The 15,937-nt window shown below is 50.2% G+C and carries 14 protein-coding genes, 1 tRNA gene and 2 other RNA genes; 9 read left to right on the forward strand and 8 right to left on the reverse strand.

The genetic code is table 11. The features are described 5' to 3' along the window. Window positions 1-533 precede the first annotated feature (533 nt). The 6 genes from RAC60_RS14880 to RAC60_RS14905 form a co-directional block, all read right to left on the reverse strand. Window positions 534-661: non-coding RNA, RtT sRNA (locus RAC60_RS14880), on the reverse strand. Between the two features lie 33 nt (window positions 662-694). Then, window positions 695-822, reverse strand: a non-coding RNA gene (locus tag RAC60_RS14885) — RtT sRNA. Window positions 823-855: 33 nt separating this feature from the next. Then, window positions 856-932: transfer RNA gene (locus RAC60_RS14890), tRNA-Pro, on the reverse strand. A gap of 125 nt (window positions 933-1,057) precedes the next feature. Continuing rightward, window positions 1,058-2,749 carry a kdo(2)-lipid A phosphoethanolamine 7''-transferase gene (gene eptB, locus RAC60_RS14895; RefSeq protein ID WP_006121406.1) on the reverse strand — a complete coding sequence of 564 codons (1,692 nt, stop codon included), beginning with the start codon at window positions 2,747-2,749 and terminating at the stop codon, window positions 1,058-1,060. A gap of 254 nt (window positions 2,750-3,003) precedes the next feature. Next, window positions 3,004-3,432 carry an organic hydroperoxide resistance protein gene (locus RAC60_RS14900; protein ID WP_006121405.1) on the reverse strand — a complete coding sequence of 143 codons (429 nt, stop codon included), beginning with the start codon at window positions 3,430-3,432 and terminating at the stop codon, window positions 3,004-3,006. A 94-nt stretch (window positions 3,433-3,526) separates the two neighbouring features. Further along, window positions 3,527-3,991, reverse strand: coding sequence for a MarR family winged helix-turn-helix transcriptional regulator (locus RAC60_RS14905; RefSeq protein ID WP_172913520.1), 465 nt, complete (start codon window positions 3,989-3,991; stop codon window positions 3,527-3,529). A gap of 62 nt (window positions 3,992-4,053) precedes the next feature. On the opposite strand from RAC60_RS14905, the gene RAC60_RS14910 reads away from it, so the two are divergent. The 4 genes from RAC60_RS14910 (at window position 4,054) to tnaB (ending at window position 8,126) form a co-directional block, all read left to right on the forward strand. Beyond that, window positions 4,054-4,647 carry an HD domain-containing protein gene (locus RAC60_RS14910; RefSeq protein WP_375093965.1) on the forward strand — a complete coding sequence of 198 codons (594 nt, stop codon included), beginning with the start codon at window positions 4,054-4,056 and terminating at the stop codon, window positions 4,645-4,647. A 365-nt stretch (window positions 4,648-5,012) separates the two neighbouring features. Beyond that, entirely contained in the window at window positions 5,013-5,090 is a 78-nt protein-coding gene (gene tnaC / locus RAC60_RS14915) for a tryptophanase leader peptide (protein ID WP_071988795.1), read from the forward strand. A gap of 259 nt (window positions 5,091-5,349) precedes the next feature. Further along, window positions 5,350-6,765 carry a tryptophanase gene (tnaA, locus tag RAC60_RS14920; RefSeq protein WP_375093966.1) on the forward strand — a complete coding sequence of 472 codons (1,416 nt, stop codon included), beginning with the start codon at window positions 5,350-5,352 and terminating at the stop codon, window positions 6,763-6,765. A gap of 113 nt (window positions 6,766-6,878) precedes the next feature. Beyond that, entirely contained in the window at window positions 6,879-8,126 is a 1,248-nt protein-coding gene (gene tnaB, locus RAC60_RS14925) for a low affinity tryptophan permease TnaB (RefSeq protein ID WP_006121401.1), read from the forward strand. A 101-nt stretch (window positions 8,127-8,227) separates the two neighbouring features. On the opposite strand, the gene RAC60_RS14930 is transcribed toward tnaB, so the two are convergent. Further along, window positions 8,228-8,521: an HTH-type transcriptional regulator gene (locus tag RAC60_RS14930; RefSeq protein WP_006121400.1), complete on the reverse strand. Its 294-nt coding sequence runs from the start codon at window positions 8,519-8,521 to the stop codon at window positions 8,228-8,230. A gap of 984 nt (window positions 8,522-9,505) precedes the next feature. On the opposite strand from RAC60_RS14930, the gene RAC60_RS14935 reads away from it, so the two are divergent. The 5 genes from RAC60_RS14935 (at window position 9,506) to RAC60_RS14955 (ending at window position 14,912) form a co-directional block, all read left to right on the forward strand. Next, window positions 9,506-10,222: a DUF3053 domain-containing protein gene (locus tag RAC60_RS14935; RefSeq protein WP_006121399.1), complete on the forward strand. Its 717-nt coding sequence runs from the start codon at window positions 9,506-9,508 to the stop codon at window positions 10,220-10,222. A 437-nt stretch (window positions 10,223-10,659) separates the two neighbouring features. Continuing rightward, window positions 10,660-12,594 carry a PTS mannitol transporter subunit IICBA gene (locus RAC60_RS14940; protein WP_054634740.1) on the forward strand — a complete coding sequence of 645 codons (1,935 nt, stop codon included), beginning with the start codon at window positions 10,660-10,662 and terminating at the stop codon, window positions 12,592-12,594. Window positions 12,595-12,688: 94 nt separating this feature from the next. Further along, window positions 12,689-13,837: a mannitol-1-phosphate 5-dehydrogenase gene (gene mtlD, locus RAC60_RS14945; protein ID WP_133745819.1), complete on the forward strand. Its 1,149-nt coding sequence runs from the start codon at window positions 12,689-12,691 to the stop codon at window positions 13,835-13,837. Window positions 13,838-13,844: 7 nt separating this feature from the next. After that, window positions 13,845-14,447 carry an MltR family transcriptional regulator gene (locus RAC60_RS14950; protein ID WP_172677666.1) on the forward strand — a complete coding sequence of 201 codons (603 nt, stop codon included), beginning with the start codon at window positions 13,845-13,847 and terminating at the stop codon, window positions 14,445-14,447. A gap of 102 nt (window positions 14,448-14,549) precedes the next feature. Continuing rightward, window positions 14,550-14,912, forward strand: a complete 363-nt coding sequence (locus tag RAC60_RS14955) for a YibL family ribosome-associated protein (protein ID WP_006121395.1) — start codon at window positions 14,550-14,552, stop codon at window positions 14,910-14,912. Window positions 14,913-14,921: 9 nt separating this feature from the next. On the opposite strand, the gene RAC60_RS14960 is transcribed toward RAC60_RS14955, so the two are convergent. Further along, the gene (locus RAC60_RS14960) at window positions 14,922-15,884 is read right to left on the reverse strand and encodes a VirK/YbjX family protein (RefSeq protein ID WP_172913524.1); all 963 of its coding nucleotides are present in this window, start codon (window positions 15,882-15,884) and stop codon (window positions 14,922-14,924) included. Window positions 15,885-15,937 lie beyond the last annotated feature (53 nt).

A 15,937-nucleotide genomic window follows, 5' to 3' on the forward strand; every position in this document is an offset into this window, starting at 1 on the left:
TACATCATTTAGCGCCAAATGTTGGATATCTGAACGATTCCCTGTGCGTTATGACGTTCATACAGCGGAAAATGCTGATATTTTCTCGCAAAAATTTAACATTTTGCGTTTTTACAGCATAACCAAAACTTATATTTCGCCTGCCAGCATCCCTCAGGCAACAAGGCCTGCATCGCATTGAGACGGCAAAATAGCGGTCTGCCATGAAATTGCGCTGCAAGGATGTGTTATTGGTTTTTCACGAAATTACTGACATGAGATTTTCTAATACCAAACCCATAAAGGCTTGCTGTGATGATGTAATTTTCACACCACGTCATAAGCCCCGTCACAAACACAGGTGACGATGACTATGTCAGGCCGCAGCAAAAAAGCTGTTTTATCATTGGGTTAAAAACTAAACAGAAAGAGTAAAGATGGCCCCCTTTATTAACGAAACTCTGCGCATGCACGGCGCAAGCTGCCTTCGGCAGTTCTCATTCGCTTTTATTCAGGCAAAAAAAACCTGTCTTTGCTGACAGGTTGCTTAAACAGGGTCGGCGAGAGAGGATTAGGCTTACTACGTAAGCCCCCTTCGGGCCGTTGCGTTCGCAACGTTGTCTCGCTTCGCCCGGCGCAAACCGCCTCCGGAGGCTCTCATCCTCTTTTATTCAGGCGAAAAAAAACCTGTCTTTGCAGACAAGTTTCTTAAATATGGTCGGCGAGAGAGGATTAGGCTTACTGCGTAAGCCCCCTTCAGGCCGTTGCGTTCGCAACGTTGTCTCGCTTCGCCCGGCGCAAACCGCCTCCGGAGGTTCTCATCCTCTTTTATTCAGGCGAAAAAAAACCTGTCTTTGCAGACAGGTTTCTTAAATATGGTCGGCGAGAGAGGATTCGAACCTCCGACCCACTGGTCCCAAACCAGTTGCGCTACCAAGCTGCGCTACTCGCCGATGGGGGCGCATGTTACTGCTCCCCCTGATAAGCGTCAACCGCTTTTTGCGCTTTTAAGGCCAATCGCCTGGAAAGCAGGCGGTCAGCGGCTTCTCGGCGTTATCAATCCAAAATCCCTGTGTGATTACAGCGCTTTAGTCGCCGTTCTGGCTGGCGCCTGACACCAGTTGTTCGCCTGCTTAATTCCACCATCGGGCGAGGTATAACCCAGGCAGCCCAGAATCGTATCAAACAGCTCAACATGACGATGGGTTTTGCCCGTACGCTGTTGCGCCTGCAGTCGTTCAAAGTTTTCGCGATTCGTAGAGTCCGCCAGGTATTTGTCCGATGCCCAGACCATCATCGGCACGCGGAACTGCTCTGGTGGTGCCATCTCACGCGGCGTGCCGTGCAAATGCATATTGTCGCTAATCGATTCACCATGATCAGAGGCATAGAAAACAATCGCTTTCTTATCACGCAGCTGATCCAATACGCTGTCCAGCATGCTGTCGACGTAGAGTACCGAATTATCATAGGCATTAATCAACTGCGCTTTGCTACAGGTTTCATCCACGCCCATGCATTCAGGCTGGTAACGCGCAAAACTGCGCGGATACCGTTGCGAATAGAGGTAATGGGAACCTTTGGTATGTAACACAACCAGATGCTTACCTTTTGGATAACGCTGCAATGATGCCTGCAGCTCAGGTACAAGCAGCATATCATCCACTGACTTGCCCTGATTGCGTGGTTCTGAACCGATCTGCTCACGGAAAGAGAAGTTATTAGCGTTGATGTTATCGTAGAACCAGACTTCACTCTGCATCGCAAACAGCTCTGAGGTGAAGCCTAGCTCTTTCATTACCGCGAAAACATTTTGCTCTTTTAACGTCCGGCCAGGATTATCCATGGTGCCGCCTTCACGTACAAACATACAACGTAAAGACAGCTTGGTCGCGGTATCACAGGATTCACCGCGGAATGCGACCAGATTCTTCTCCTGAGAAAGCTTCGGCGTGGTATTACGCTCGTAGCCCAGCAACCCCATATGGTCCCAGCGCGTGGTTTCGCCGATAACAAACACAACGTAAGTATCATCTAAGCCCGGCGGCGCAACATAGGTAAACTTTTGGGCAGGATCCAGCAGTTCATGGTTTTCCAGCGTTTCGTCGACTTTCGTCCAGGTAAACAGGCCCAGCGCGGCCAGCCAGTTAGAGGGTAAATAGGAGTGCGCAACTACGCCGCCATAACTGGGCAGATCGATATTGGTCACTTCCTCATTGTTTTTTTGCAACTTATCAAGGTAGCGGATGGGCAGCCAGACGAGGGCGACGCAAGCCAGCAGGATAAGCGTCGGCTTAAGACGCTGTCCTGGTGTGCGCAGTTGCTCATTGAGCGTCATGCTAAGACTGTTACGCCAGATGAAGAACAACGGCAGCGCACTGGCCAGGACCATCCACAAAATGAAGTGATAGCCCACGACCTCTTTAGACAGATCGGTATCGGTTGTCATCACGGATGCAACAATGCCATAGCCGATAACCACATTAAAAAAGGCCATGTAATAGGCGGCGGCGACAGAAATCAGCACGATCAACGTGGCCAGAATACGGTAAAACACTCTTCCACCCAGCGATAACAGCCGCATCAGGAAAAACGTTAACAGTACGATAGCCACAACCTCTGTAAGCGCGGTGAGCCAGGCTGTCACGGTTGAGGTTGTCAACAGTCCCGCAAAGCGGCGATAAAAAATCGGCAAATTCAGCAGGATACCGAGATACAAAGCCAGCAAGAGCGACAGCTTTTGCTGTGTTAATGATTTTATATAATTCATGAAAAATGGAGTTTCCCCGGACTAAGCGCTTAACCAAACGTTAATCTGACTGCCATATTTCTGCAGAGTTCGCGAATTAAGCAAGCCGGTTAAATAAGAAGAGAATTCTGAGCGTTTTGACATGCCCTGATATAAAGCGGCACAGTTAAGCACGCGGCCACGCTATAAACCAGAAAATAATCCTGTTCAGCACGATCCGGGAAGTGGGCCAGAAGAGAAAGTAAGGAAGGGCCCGGAACCAGGCCCTTGATCGCTTAGCGAATAATGTTCAGTGTTACGTCAATATTGTTACGTGTGGCATTCGAGTAAGGGCACACGATGTGCGCGGCATCAACCAGCTTCTGTGCTTCTGCTTCATCCATGTCAGGCAAGTGGATATTCAGCGTCGCTTCGATACCAAAACCATTTGGGATTGGACCAATTCCGACTTCACCTTCAATCCATGCATCTTTTGGCATCGCAATCTTGTCGCGGCCAGCAACAAATTTCATCGCACCCAGGAAGCAAGCTGAGTATCCCGCTGCAAAAAGCTGCTCTGGGTTAGTGACTTCGCCACCTGCGCCGCCCATCTCTTTTGGCACACCCAGTTTGACATCCAGCACGCCGTCAGAAGACGTTGCGCGGCCATCACGACCACCGGTAGCTTTAGCTTTTGCACGGTAAACCACTTGTTCTAAAGACATCGCTTTTCTCCATTGCACTATTTAATCGCTCGCTACTCATCACGACGTAGTCGAACAGCGAAGGTTAATTTACTGCCTGTACTCATTAGAAAATTTAGCGCGGAGCCATCAGTTTGTCACGTAACTGGTTGAGCTGTAGCTTAAGCGCATACATCTCGTCCTCGCTACAGTCTGACGCACACTGAATGTCATCAGGAATACTTTCAGCCTTCTGACGTAAAGCCCACCCGGCATCCGTTAAGCTGACCACCACCTGACGTTCATCCTGACGGGAACGCTGACGGTTGATTAAGCCCGCATTTTCCAGACGTTTCAACAGCGGCGTCAGCGTCGCTGAATCCAGAAAAAGCCGTTCGCCTATTTCTGACACCGTGAGTGAATCCTGTTGCCACAGCACCAGCATGACCAGATATTGCGGATAGGTAATATCCATCTGGCTAAGTAACTTGCGATAGACTTTATGCATCGCCAGATTGGCGGAATAAAGTGCGAAGCAAAGTTGCTGATCGAGCAACAGTGGCGCTGCTTTCACTTTTTTGTCATCTTGATAACTGTTCATGGAAGTAATATAGATAGCACACTAGTTAATTGCAAGCAATTTATGACAGCCGGGGGTAGTGCATGCAGGATTCTTTGGAAGAACAGGCACGACGCTATGCCACGCAGGTCCATGCTGAATCAGGACAGCGGCGTAAATATACCGATGAGCCCTATATTGTTCATCCGACAGCCGTGGTGGAGTTGGTCAGAAGCGTAACCGATGACCCGGTTATGCTGGCCGCTGCCTGGCTGCACGATACTGTAGAAGATACGGCGACGACACTCAACGATATTGAAAATCATTTCGGCCCGGAAGTGGCCCGACTGGTTGAAATGCTGACCGATACCGCCCCCGCGCAGGCAAAAAATCGGGCAGCCAGAAAAATGGCGCATTTCCGTCATACTGCCCAGGCCAGTCCTGAAGCGCAAACTATTAAGCTGGCCGATATTATTGATAACACACGGGCCATCGTCCGCTTCGATCCGCACTTCGCCCGCGTTTACCTGATTGAAAAGAAAATTCAGATTGGCCTGCTCAAAGAAGGCAGTGAAGTACTCTGGCATCAGGCCTCGACAAATATTGAAAAGGGCATTGCACAGCTAAGTCAGGCACCGTACAGCGTGCCCGAGAACTGGTTTATAAAGCAGGCAGCGCGCTACGGCGGGTTACGTTGACGCTGACTGAGTATCTTTCTCACAGCAGGTAAACGCCAGCCATAGTCGAATCTGAACGCAGCGCTGGCTGTTCCGGTTCCCGAAATGCGTCACCGGGCCTGTCGTCCGAATCCCTGTGCTGCGAGTACGCCGCTGTTTTTTCCTGATGGCAGACGCCGTGGAAACGTAACGGTGTAATAATAACGACGACAGGGCCAGCAATAGGCTTTTGAAAGAGATCCAAATCCAGGTTAAATCAGTAATAATCTACCTTTAACGAGCACACTTTTATTACTGTGATAATAATCACGATAGCCTACAAAAACGATGGACTTATAAAGATAATAGAATAGGGTAATATGATGTTTAATGAGAGTTGAAACATTATGATTATCTTAAACAATCCTGCCCTGTTATCTAAATGGTTTAACCTTGACAATATTATCGTCAATCATCGCCCTTAATCCTTTCCTTTTACCGTTCTGAGCACTCGCTGGCTTATACCTCCGGTGTCGCGGGTGCACGCACGCGCATCCTGATTTCATTAAGACTGCATAAATAGTGTCGTCCTGTTGCATCGCTTTTCTCGCTCTTTTTACAGGCTACGTACCCTGCCGTCTCAGCGAAATTCATGGACATTTAAATTTAAAAGAATGGCCACGCCTGATTTTTATTTATTTGCAAAAGTCACGGCACCGGCATGCCTGAATAAAAGGAAGAGCAATGAATAACTTTAAACATTTACCGGAACCTTTTCGCATTCGTGTTATTGAACCCGTTAAACGGACGACCCGCGAATATCGCGAGGCGGCGATAATAAAAGCGGGTATGAATCCTTTTTTACTGGACAGTGAAGACGTTTTTATTGATCTCCTCACGGACAGCGGCACCGGCGCAGTGACACAAAACATGCAGGCAGCCATGATGCGGGGCGACGAATCATACAGTGGAAGCCGCAGTTACTATGCATTAGCCGATGCCGTGAAAGCCATCTTTGGGTATGAATATACCATTCCGACTCATCAGGGCCGGGGTGCAGAGCAAATTTATATCCCGGTATTAATTAAAAAACGTGAAAAGGAAAAAGGCCTCGACAGAACCAAAATGGTGGCTTTTTCTAACTACTTCTTCGACACCACGCAAGGACATAGCCAGATTAACGGCTGCACTGTCCGAAACGTTTATATCAAAGAGGCTTTCGATACCGCAGTACGTCATGATTTTAAAGGCAATTTCGACCTGCAACGTCTGGAAGACGGTATAAAGGAAGTGGGTGCCCGTCACGTGCCTTACATTGTGGCGACGATCACCTGCAACTCGGCTGGAGGACAACCTGTCTCCCTGGCCAACTTAAAAGCCATGTACCAAATCGCAAAGCAATATGACATTCCTGTGGTCATGGATTCAGCCCGTTTCGCTGAAAATGCCTACTTTATCCAGCAACGTGAAAAAGAGTACCAGGGCTGGACAATCGACGCGATTACCCGGGAAAGCTATCAATATGCCGACATGCTGGCGATGTCGGCCAAAAAAGATGCCATGGTGCCAATGGGCGGTTTGCTCTCCTTCAAGGACGACCGCGTCTTTGACGTCTATACAGATTGCCGAACACTGTGCGTCGTGCAGGAAGGTTTTCCCACCTATGGCGGCTTAGAAGGCGGTGCGATGGAACGGCTGTCAGTAGGGCTTTACGACGGGATGCGTCAGGACTGGCTGGCCTATCGCATCAGCCAGATTCAGTACCTGGTAGACGGGCTGGAATCCATAGGCGTGACCTGTCAGCAGGCTGGAGGGCATGCTGCTTTTGTCGACGCCGGTAAATTATTGCCTCATATTCCCGCCGATCAGTTTCCGGCTCAGGCCCTGGCCTGTGAGCTGTATAAGGTGGCAGGCATTCGGGCGGTAGAGATTGGATCATTTTTGTTAGGTCGCGATCCGAAAACGGGTAAACAGTTGCCCTGCCCGGCTGAATTGCTGCGTCTGACCCTTCCCAGGGCCACCTACACGCAAACGCACATGGATTTCATCATTGAAGCATTCGGACATGTGAAAGAGAATGTGGCCAACATAAAAGGTTTAACCTTCATCTATGAGCCTGAGGTATTGCGCCACTTCACTGCAAAACTTAAAGAGATTTAACTGTCATACCTGTAAAGTGAGCGGCTGTCAGCGACAGCCGCTCTGCCGCATCGCTCTGTTAACCTCACAACAATAAAAATGATAAACATGAGATACCGTATTGAGAGGACACCATGGACGATCATCCACATCAAAAACATTCCGCCTTTTGGGGCGTGATGGTTATTGCCGGCACGGTCATCGGTGGCGGCATGTTTGCACTGCCCGTCGATCTGGCCGGCGCCTGGTTTTTCTGGGGCACTTTTATCCTGGTGATCGCCTGGTTTTCCATGCTGCATTCCGGTCTGTTATTGCTGGAGGCCAATTTAAATTACCCACCAGGCTCAAGCTTTAATACATTAACCAAAGATCTGCTGGGTCAAAAATGGAATGTAGTTAGCGGCATTACCGTTGCGTTTGTGCTGTATATTCTGACGTACGCCTATATCTCAGCCAATGGTGCGATTATCAGCGAAACGTTGTCCGCTCACACGGGCCTGACTTTGCCTGCCCGCGTCGTCGGCATCGGCACCGCGGCAGGTGTTGCTGGCGTGCTGTGGATAAGCTCACTGGCAACAAGCCGGATTACATCCCTCTTTCTCGGCGTTAAAATCCTCGCCTTTATCATTGTTTTCGGTTCATTATTTTTTGACGTTGACTATGCCATTCTCAGCGATGCCAGCAGCCTCAGTGACACGCATTCTTACTTCGCCTGTATCTTTATGGCTATCCCTGTCTGCCTTGCTTCATTTGGTTTTCATGGCAATATTCCCAGCCTGATAATTTGTTATGGCAAGCAGAAAGACAAGCTGGTGAAAAGCCTGGTTCTGGGCTCCTTACTGGCGCTGTTTGTCTATCTTTTCTGGTTGTATTGCACTATGGGCAATATCCCGCGCGAAAGTTTTAAAGGCATTATTGCGTCGGGGGGCAATGTTGACGCCCTGGTGAAGTCGTTTATGGGCACCCATCCCGACAGAGTTATTGCCTTTTTCCTGCTGGTTTTTTCTAATCTTGCCGTTGCCAGCTCTTTTTTTGGCGTCACGTTGGGGTTATTCGATTATCTGGCGGACTTGTTTAACATAGAAAATACCGCCGTTGGGCGAGGCAAAACGGTGCTGCTCACCTTTCTTCCCCCCAGCCTTTTGTACCTGATCTTTCCAAATGGCTTTCTCTATGGCATTGGCGGCGCAGGCTTATGCGCAACGGTGTGGGCCGTCATCGTGCCTGCCCTACTGGCAATGCAGTCCCGGAGACGCTTTCCCGACCAAATTTTTACCGTGTGGGGTGGCAGAATCATTCCCGCCATGGTCATCATTTTTGGTGTCGTTGTGATTGTCTGCTGGGTAGGTAACGTACTGGACGTGTTACCGAAGCTTGCCTGATAAGACACTGGCAGGAAATACGGATGGCGTTGTGTGCTGGAGGCTAAACAGCCGGCCACCCTTGTGACCGGCCTCACCTGTAAACGGGTGGGTTTTAAAACTTAATCAAGCAGCTGACGTCCAAGATACGGATTGGCGTGAAGTAATTTCATCAATTTCTGTGCCGTTGCTGAAGGGCGCGTACGCTGTGCTTCCCAACTTTTAACCGAAGAAACGCTAACACCCATGATTTTTGCAAACTCATCGACCTGCATTCCCGCCATTTCGCGCAGACGTTGCGGCTCTGGCATTGCAGGTTGACGCTGAGTTTGCAGCGCAACAGGGCTGTTATCACGTGTCAAAACAATCTGCTCAAGGCTGCTGAGCAATTCAAACATAGGATCTTTTAACTCCATAGAGAACTCCTTAAAACTCACTATGAATCACGTGAAAGAAGGTACACGAACCTGAAATCAGGTTCAGAAACCGGACTAAGCAAGCTGCATCCCATAAGAGTTTGTATTTATGATGAAAATCTTATGGGACACAGCCTGTACTGCACCGCTGCTTAAACATGACAACGCAATGCAACATATGCCGGGAGACTAAGTATGGATAGAGACCTGACAATTTGCAGTGCAAATTAAACATTTTTTTTAACTTTACAATTCTGAAAAAAGGCTAAAAACCCTAACCGTTTGATGCAATTGATTTTGTTGATACGGCATCCACTTCTCGTTCCGATCTTTTTTTCTTCACCCTCTTCGGTGAATAAATCGTCAGCCCCCCGCACGCGCTTACAACAAAAGAATTTGCAAAATATGCGCCAGATCTTTCGATTTTCTACAACAAAACGGTCAGTACCAGCAATTTATCAAGCTACGCACTGGCGATGCCGTGGCTGTCGTGCCGCCAGCGCCCAAAGACATAACGGTTATCAGGCAATCACCAGTACGATTAATCCTGCTCTGTCATCTGGACAGGCCCTTCCCATAGCGAGCCAGAGCAACGGGTTGCACTACTTTAAGGCAACTGAACAATGAAAGGGCATTTAGAGGATAGTTGTTAATACAGCCTGCACCCGGTACGGGATGCTCAGGCAGTGAGCGCGGTCCGGGCAGGCTTAACAAAGGGCGTCTGAACAGGCCCCGCTCAGGGTTTATTCTTACTGCCTTTACAGCACGAGCCGCCCCTTATCGGGTATGGAAAAAAGCCTTTTCACCGCTCTTTAACAGGCTTTGTAAACGGATGAGGCCCTGATTTTACGTTTAACCTCTTTTTTCTTACCCATAATGGCCTGACAGCGCGCTTTCACATTGTGTGGCCATTAACGTTTGTTCTATTCTTTAGGCCACTGCTTACCCGGACATCAGCCAGTTTTACTGACAGGAGTTGAACCCATGGCTTCAGGAATTTCCCGCGTCCTGGCACGCAGCGGCATTATGCTGGCTGGCGTGCTTATCGTTCTGCAACTCACCGCGTGTGGTGATAAAGAAGGCGAACAACGCAAAGCGTTTATCGATTTCATGCAAAATACCGTTATGCGTAGCGGTGAACATCTGCCGAGTCTGAGTGAAAACCAGAAACAGAGTTTTGGTCCCTTTGCTGGGGATTACGCGATTTTGTATGGTTTCTCACAACAGGTGAATAAGACGGTCGATCAGGGCATGCGCCCGGTCGTGGATGAGCTTTCTGCTATTCGCGTGCCGCAGGACTACCTGAGTCGCCGGGATTCTCTGGCTCAGGCCACCAGCGCCCTGACCGTCGCCACCCAACAACTCGAAAGCGCCAAAATGCAGGCGGATAAGAGCAAAGCCGGTCTGAAACAGTCTGACGATCTGAAAAAGGTTTTCGATACCGCCTATGACAAGGTCGTCACTCAGCCTGCCGCTCAGTTGATCCCATTGTTACCTAAACTCCAGGCGCTTAGTCAGGATGCGGTTAAAACTGGTGAATTTCTTCAGGCACAGGGGACACGCGTCAGTTTTAATAATGGCGGAGTCCAGTTCCCTACTCAGGAACAGGCTACCCAGTACAACAGCCTGATGACCAGTTTATCAGCGAATGTCCAGGCACTGACTCAGGCCAAGAATGCCGTTCAGGGCACGGGACAATAAATTTCACACGGACAGATTAGCGACTGTCCACCTCATAATCACTTCACCACGCGCTTGCGCTTCATAAAAACGGGCCAGATCAAAATGTGATCTGGCCCGTTTTTTATTAAATTAAGTTGTGACTTTAATCACATTTTATAAACAAAGCAGCATGATAAAAGTGTGATAAATATCACTTAAAGTAAAAAGAAACGGTCAAAGATTAGTCATAACTTTCCCGTATGACCCTTATTTTGTGATCCAAATCACTTAAAACGCCCCTGTCACCCCGTCATAAATGTGACCTGCATCACTCATGAGGTCACCCACTACGCAGGCCAATATTCGCGTGATAAAGTCCGCCTGCATACAGTAATACTGACGGCGCATCGCCGTAGTGGCTAAACAAAAACAAACGCGCGCTCCTGTTGCAGCGCGTCTCAACAAGGGGTGGGCTTATGTCCTCATCAGTAAAGGTCAAAGTTCAAAGCTTTGGTCGCTTTTTGAGTAATATGGTGATGCCTAACATCGGCGCGTTTATCGCCTGGGGTATTATCACCGCGCTGTTTATTCCAACGGGCTGGATTCCAAACGCAACACTGGCGAAACTTGTCGCCCCGATGATCACTTACCTGCTGCCATTGCTAATTGGCTTTACAGGTGGACGTCTGGTGGGAGGCGATCGCGGCGGTGTGGTGGGTGCCATCACGACAATGGGCGTGATTGTCGGTGCTGATATGCCGATGTTCCTCGGCTCGATGATCGCAGGCCCGCTTGGTGGCTGGGCAATTAAGTCATTTGACCGCATGGTTGACGGCAAAATCAAAAGCGGCTTCGAAATGCTGGTTAACAACTTCTCTGCCGGGATCATCGGCATGTTGTTGGCGTTGCTGGCCTTCCTAGCGATTGGTCCCCTTGTCGAAGGTTTGTCACATATCCTGTCCGCTGGCGTCAATTTGATGGTGCAAAATAACCTGCTGCCATTGACGTCTGTCTTTGTCGAACCGGCGAAAATCCTGTTTCTTAATAATGCTATTAACCACGGCATCTTCTCACCGTTGGGGATTCAACAGGCAAGCGAAGCCGGTAAGTCAATCTTCTTCCTGATTGAAGCCAACCCAGGCCCGGGTATGGGCGTACTGATGGCCTATATGTTCTTTGGTCGTGGTAGTGCGAAGCAGTCTGCCGGCGGTGCGGCTATCATCCACTTCCTGGGCGGTATTCACGAAATCTACTTCCCTTATGTCCTGATGGCACCACGGCTGCTGCTGGCCGTGATCCTCGGCGGTATGACCGGCGTGTTTACTCTGACGGTTCTGCATGGCGGCCTGGTTTCTCCTGCCTCACCGGGTTCTATTCTGGCAGTATTAGCCATGACGCCAAAAGGCGCTTATTTTGCGAATATTGCCGCCGTCTTCGCTGCTTTTGCTGTTTCCTTCGTGGTCTCTGCTATTTTGCTCAAAACCAGCAAAGTGAAAGAAGACGATGATATCGAAGCGGCTACGCAGCGCATGCATGACATGAAAGCCGAGTCAAAAGGGCAGGCGGTGTCAGGTGCCGCGGTTGCCAGCGATGCGATGAGCGTTGACCTGAACCATGTGCGTAAAATCATCGTGGCTTGTGATGCCGGCATGGGGTCAAGCGCTATGGGGGCAGGCGTACTGCGTAAGAAAGTTCAGGATGCAGGCTTAACGCATGTGTCGGTAACCAACAGCGCCATTAACGCGCTGCCGGGTGATGTTGACTTAGTCATTACGCATCGCGATTTGACCGAACGCGCCATTCGTCAGGCTCCTCATGCCCAACACATTTCACTGAATAACTTTCTGGACAGTGCTCTGTACAGCACGCTGACCCAGCGCCTGGCGGCGGCAAACCGGAGTGAAGCGAACCGGGAAGTCGTACAGAAAACATTGGGTGACAGCTATGATGACGGCAGTGCCAACCTGTTTAAACTGGGGGCGAGCAACGTGTTCCTGGGACTGAATGCCAGTAATAAAGAGCAGGCCATCCGCTTTGCGGGTGAGCAGTTGGTGAAAGGGGGTTATGTTCAGCCCGAGTACGTTGATGCGATGCTGGAGCGGGAAAAGCTGACGCCGACATACCTTGGCGAATCGATCGCGGTCCCGCACGGCACGGTTGAGGCTAAAGACCGGGTGCTGAAAACCGGTGTGGTTTTCTGCCAGTACCCTGCTGGCGTGCAGTTTGGTGATGAACCCGATGAGGTGGCGCGCCTGGTCATTGGTATCGCCGCCCGCAATAACGAGCATATTCAGGTGATCACCAGTCTGACCAACGCACTTGACGATGAGCAGGTCATTGAAAAACTGGCTCATACCAACAGCGTTCAAGATGTGCTGGATCTGTTATCAGGCAAGCCAGCGTTAGCCTGATTCGGTCCGACATTTTCCCTGGGGCGGTTATGCCCGTCCCACTTTGTTGGGGCGGACATGCCCGCCCCGTTGTCATTTGATATGGGTCAAAATTATGAAAGCGTTACATTTTGGAGCGGGTAATATTGGTCGCGGTTTTATTGGTAAACTGCTGGCAGACGCAGGTATTGAGCTGGTTTTCGCAGATGTGAATCAGACGGTACTGGATGCCCTGAATGCACGTCATGAATATCCTGTGCATGTCGTCGGTGAACAGGCCAACGTCGACATCGTTACAGGCGTCAGCGCCGTTAACAGTACCAGCGACGATATTATCCCTCTGATCGCTGAAGTTGATCTCGTTACCACTGCGGTTGGCCCGCAAATCCTGGAACGCATCGCCACCAGCGTCGCCAAAGGTCTGGCCAAACGCAGTGATAACGGCAATGTTCAACCGCTAAATATTATCGCCTGTGAAAATATGGTTCGTGGTACCAGTCAACTCAAACAGCATGTGCTGCAGGCACTACCGTCCCAGTATCACGCCTGGCTTGAGGCGCATGTTGGCTTTGTCGATTCTGCGGTTGATCGTATTGTACCGCCTTCTGAAGCCGGCAGTGAGGATCCGCTGGAAGTCACCGTGGAAACCTTCAGCGAATGGATTGTGGATAAGACCCAGTTTAAGGGCGATCTGCCCACCATTCCGGGCATGGAACTGACTGACAACCTGATGGCCTTTGTTGAGCGTAAGCTTTTTACACTCAACACCGGCCACGCGATTACGGCCTACCTGGGACAACGGGCTGGCCACCAGACCATCCGCAATGCCATTCTTGATGAGGGTATTCGCGCCGTCGTTCAGGGCGCCATGGAAGAGAGTGGCGCGGTGCTCATCAAACGTTATGGGTTCGACGCCGATAAACATGCTGCCTATATCCAGAAAATCCTGGGCCGCTTTGAAAATCCTTACTTAAAAGATGATGTTGAACGCGTGGGTCGGCAGCCACTTCGTAAGTTAAGTGCGGGCGATCGCCTGATTAAACCAACGCTGGGCACTCTGGAATACGGGTTGCCGCATGCCAATTTGGTGAAAGGGATTGCGGCCGCCATGCACTACCACAGCGACCAGGATCCGCAGGCGCAAGAGCTGGCTGCACTGCTGGCGGAAAAAGGGCCACAGGCAACCCTGGCTCAGGTATCTGGCCTGGAGGCTGACAGTGAGATTGTAAAAGAAGCCGTTAGCGCCTGGCACGCCATGGCATAATAACGCCATGTTAGCAATCCAGATCGGGGGCGATGACGTCGCCTCCGACAGCAGTACGACATTGACGCAGGCCATAATGGAAGAAAAGCAGGCTTTTGAAAATCGTGTGCTTGAACGTCTGAACGCGGGGCGATCGGTGCGGAGCTTTCTGTTCGCCGCAGTTGAACTGCTGGCCGAAGCCGTTAATGTGCTGGTGTTACAAGTATTCCGTAAAGATGACTACGCCGTGAAATACGCCGTGGAGCCCCTGTTGCTGGGCGACGGCCCGCTCGGCGAGCTGTCGGTCAGGCTTAAGCTGATTTATGGCCTTGGGGTGATTAGTCGTCATGAATATGAAGATTGTGAACTGCTGCTGGCCCTGCGCGAAGAGCTGAATCACGACGCGGGCGATTATCGTTTTACCGATGATGAAATTCTGGGTCCTTTCGGTGAATTGCATTGCGTCTCAGCCTGGCCACCGGTTCCCACCTTACAGGCAGACGATCCCGCCTTACAGGCGATGCAGCAGCAACGCTACCTGCAAATGGTGCGCTCCACGATGGTACTGTCTCTGACAGAACTCATTTCCCGTATCAGCCTGAAACAGGCGTTTAAGAAGGCATCCAGCTAAATCCTGCGGGGAGCCTGAACCGCTCCCTCTTTCACCCTTCTCCCGAGAATCTGTCGTGAATTTGGTGTATCCTTAGCCTGTTTTCCTCAACGAGTTGTTGTCATGAAAGAGCAAGAAAAGAACGAAATTAAACGCCTCAGCGATCAACTGGACGCGCTGAACCGTAAAGAGCCTCAGCTACTGGAAGCGGGTGATGCTGAAAAGCTGGGCGCGCTTTTAAAAGAGAAAGAAACGCTGGTGACGGAAATTGAACGTCTGCGCAATCAGCGCGACGCCAAATTGAGCCAGGAAGCGCAAAAACTGCAGAAACTGCCGTTCAGCCGCGAAATTACCAAAAAAGAACAGGCCAATCTGGGTGCCTTAAAGAAAAGTGTACGCGGCCTGGTTGTCGTGCACCCTATGACCGCGCTGGGACGAGAAATGAACCTGCAGGTCATGACAGGCTTTGCCAAAAGCGCCTTTTGATGTGTGCGATCAGGCAGCCGCCTGATCCACCGCATGCTGGCCAGTAGCCGTGTTCACCTGCTCTGCCAGCGTATCCAGCAGCGTATAACGACGGCGGTATTCGGCCCGCTTCTTGCTGGCAATTTCCTCAAGCGTTTTTCGTGGCAACATCAGCGGCAGTGCAAACATGCCGTCAGCGCGGGCCTGACCATTCAGCGTCAGCCAGAATTCACTGTAGCTGGCACAGAATTTATCGCTTTTACTGTGGCGATAACGCAGACTACGAAAAACATGCGTTTCATCGCCTACTGCGGCTATTTTTTTGACATCACACTGCTGCGACAAAATAAAGACCACCTCCATAAGCAAGCGCTTAGGAAATAAACCATGTGCCGCTTTCGTTGCGTCGCGAATCACCTCATTACTAATGGTTTTTCGCGGTCCCTGTAATCCTCCAATCACTAAGGTGCGTTCATTATCTTCATTCAAAATCGTGAATGACAGAGAGGCAATTCCCTCGCCCTGATAACGCAGCACTAAGGTGACTTCACCCTCACGATCGTAAAAGCCAGAACGGCAGGCAATAACAAAGTCTTCGTCGTTTTTACCCACAAGTCTGGCCAGAACAGTCTCTTCACCACTTTGCAAAATCTGGCGAAGCGATAAATTCGCCAGGTTGTTCATCAGATTATAGTGATCAAGAATCGCCTGCGCCCGTTGCGCGACGCTCATTCCCGCACGCAGATAGGGGCGATGAAGCTTCGCGGGTAACAGCCCCTGTACGTGCATTAACTGGGTGATTCTTGGTAACGCAGAAAGTTGCTGTAAATAACGCAAAGTCGTAACAGGTGCAATAAGGGTTCTTAAAGCAAATTTAAGCCGGAATCGCCGGCTCCGCCAGATTTTGTTGGGGACGTACTTTCCGCTAAGTAATTGAAAAAATAAACTGGCGTATGAATCCGCCATCACATCGTGTGTAGTATAAATAGACATAGCCGACATTCTTATTGGTCTGATAATGACACTGATGATAAAACGACCGGCAT

Origin of the sequence: Pantoea sp. BR_17 (genome assembly GCF_041955125.1) — a bacterium.
Classification (GTDB): Bacteria; Pseudomonadota; Gammaproteobacteria; order Enterobacterales; family Enterobacteriaceae; genus Pantoea; species Pantoea stewartii.

What these genes read in the sequence shown, in the direction of transcription:
- tnaA (WP_375093966.1), top strand. Translation starts at nt 5,350, where the DNA reads ATGAATAACTTTAAACATTTACCGGAACCTTTTCGCATTCGTGTTATT.
- tnaB (WP_006121401.1), top strand. Translation starts at nt 6,879, where the DNA reads ATGGACGATCATCCACATCAAAAACATTCCGCCTTTTGGGGCGTGATG.
- RAC60_RS14900 (WP_006121405.1), bottom strand. Translation starts at nt 3,432, where the DNA reads ATGTCTTTAGAACAAGTGGTTTACCGTGCAAAAGCTAAAGCTACCGGT.
- mtlD (WP_133745819.1), top strand. Translation starts at nt 12,689, where the DNA reads ATGAAAGCGTTACATTTTGGAGCGGGTAATATTGGTCGCGGTTTTATT.
- RAC60_RS14930 (WP_006121400.1), bottom strand. Translation starts at nt 8,521, where the DNA reads ATGGAGTTAAAAGATCCTATGTTTGAATTGCTCAGCAGCCTTGAGCAG.
- eptB (WP_006121406.1), bottom strand. Translation starts at nt 2,749, where the DNA reads ATGAATTATATAAAATCATTAACACAGCAAAAGCTGTCGCTCTTGCTG.
- RAC60_RS14935 (WP_006121399.1), top strand. Translation starts at nt 9,506, where the DNA reads ATGGCTTCAGGAATTTCCCGCGTCCTGGCACGCAGCGGCATTATGCTG.
- RAC60_RS14905 (WP_172913520.1), bottom strand. Translation starts at nt 3,991, where the DNA reads ATGAACAGTTATCAAGATGACAAAAAAGTGAAAGCAGCGCCACTGTTG.
- RAC60_RS14910 (WP_375093965.1), top strand. Translation starts at nt 4,054, where the DNA reads ATGCAGGATTCTTTGGAAGAACAGGCACGACGCTATGCCACGCAGGTC.
- RAC60_RS14950 (WP_172677666.1), top strand. Translation starts at nt 13,845, where the DNA reads ATGTTAGCAATCCAGATCGGGGGCGATGACGTCGCCTCCGACAGCAGT.
- tnaC (WP_071988795.1), top strand. Translation starts at nt 5,013, where the DNA reads ATGATTATCTTAAACAATCCTGCCCTGTTATCTAAATGGTTTAACCTT.
- RAC60_RS14940 (WP_054634740.1), top strand. Translation starts at nt 10,660, where the DNA reads ATGTCCTCATCAGTAAAGGTCAAAGTTCAAAGCTTTGGTCGCTTTTTG.
- RAC60_RS14955 (WP_006121395.1), top strand. Translation starts at nt 14,550, where the DNA reads ATGAAAGAGCAAGAAAAGAACGAAATTAAACGCCTCAGCGATCAACTG.
- RAC60_RS14960 (WP_172913524.1), bottom strand. Translation starts at nt 15,884, where the DNA reads ATGTCTATTTATACTACACACGATGTGATGGCGGATTCATACGCCAGT.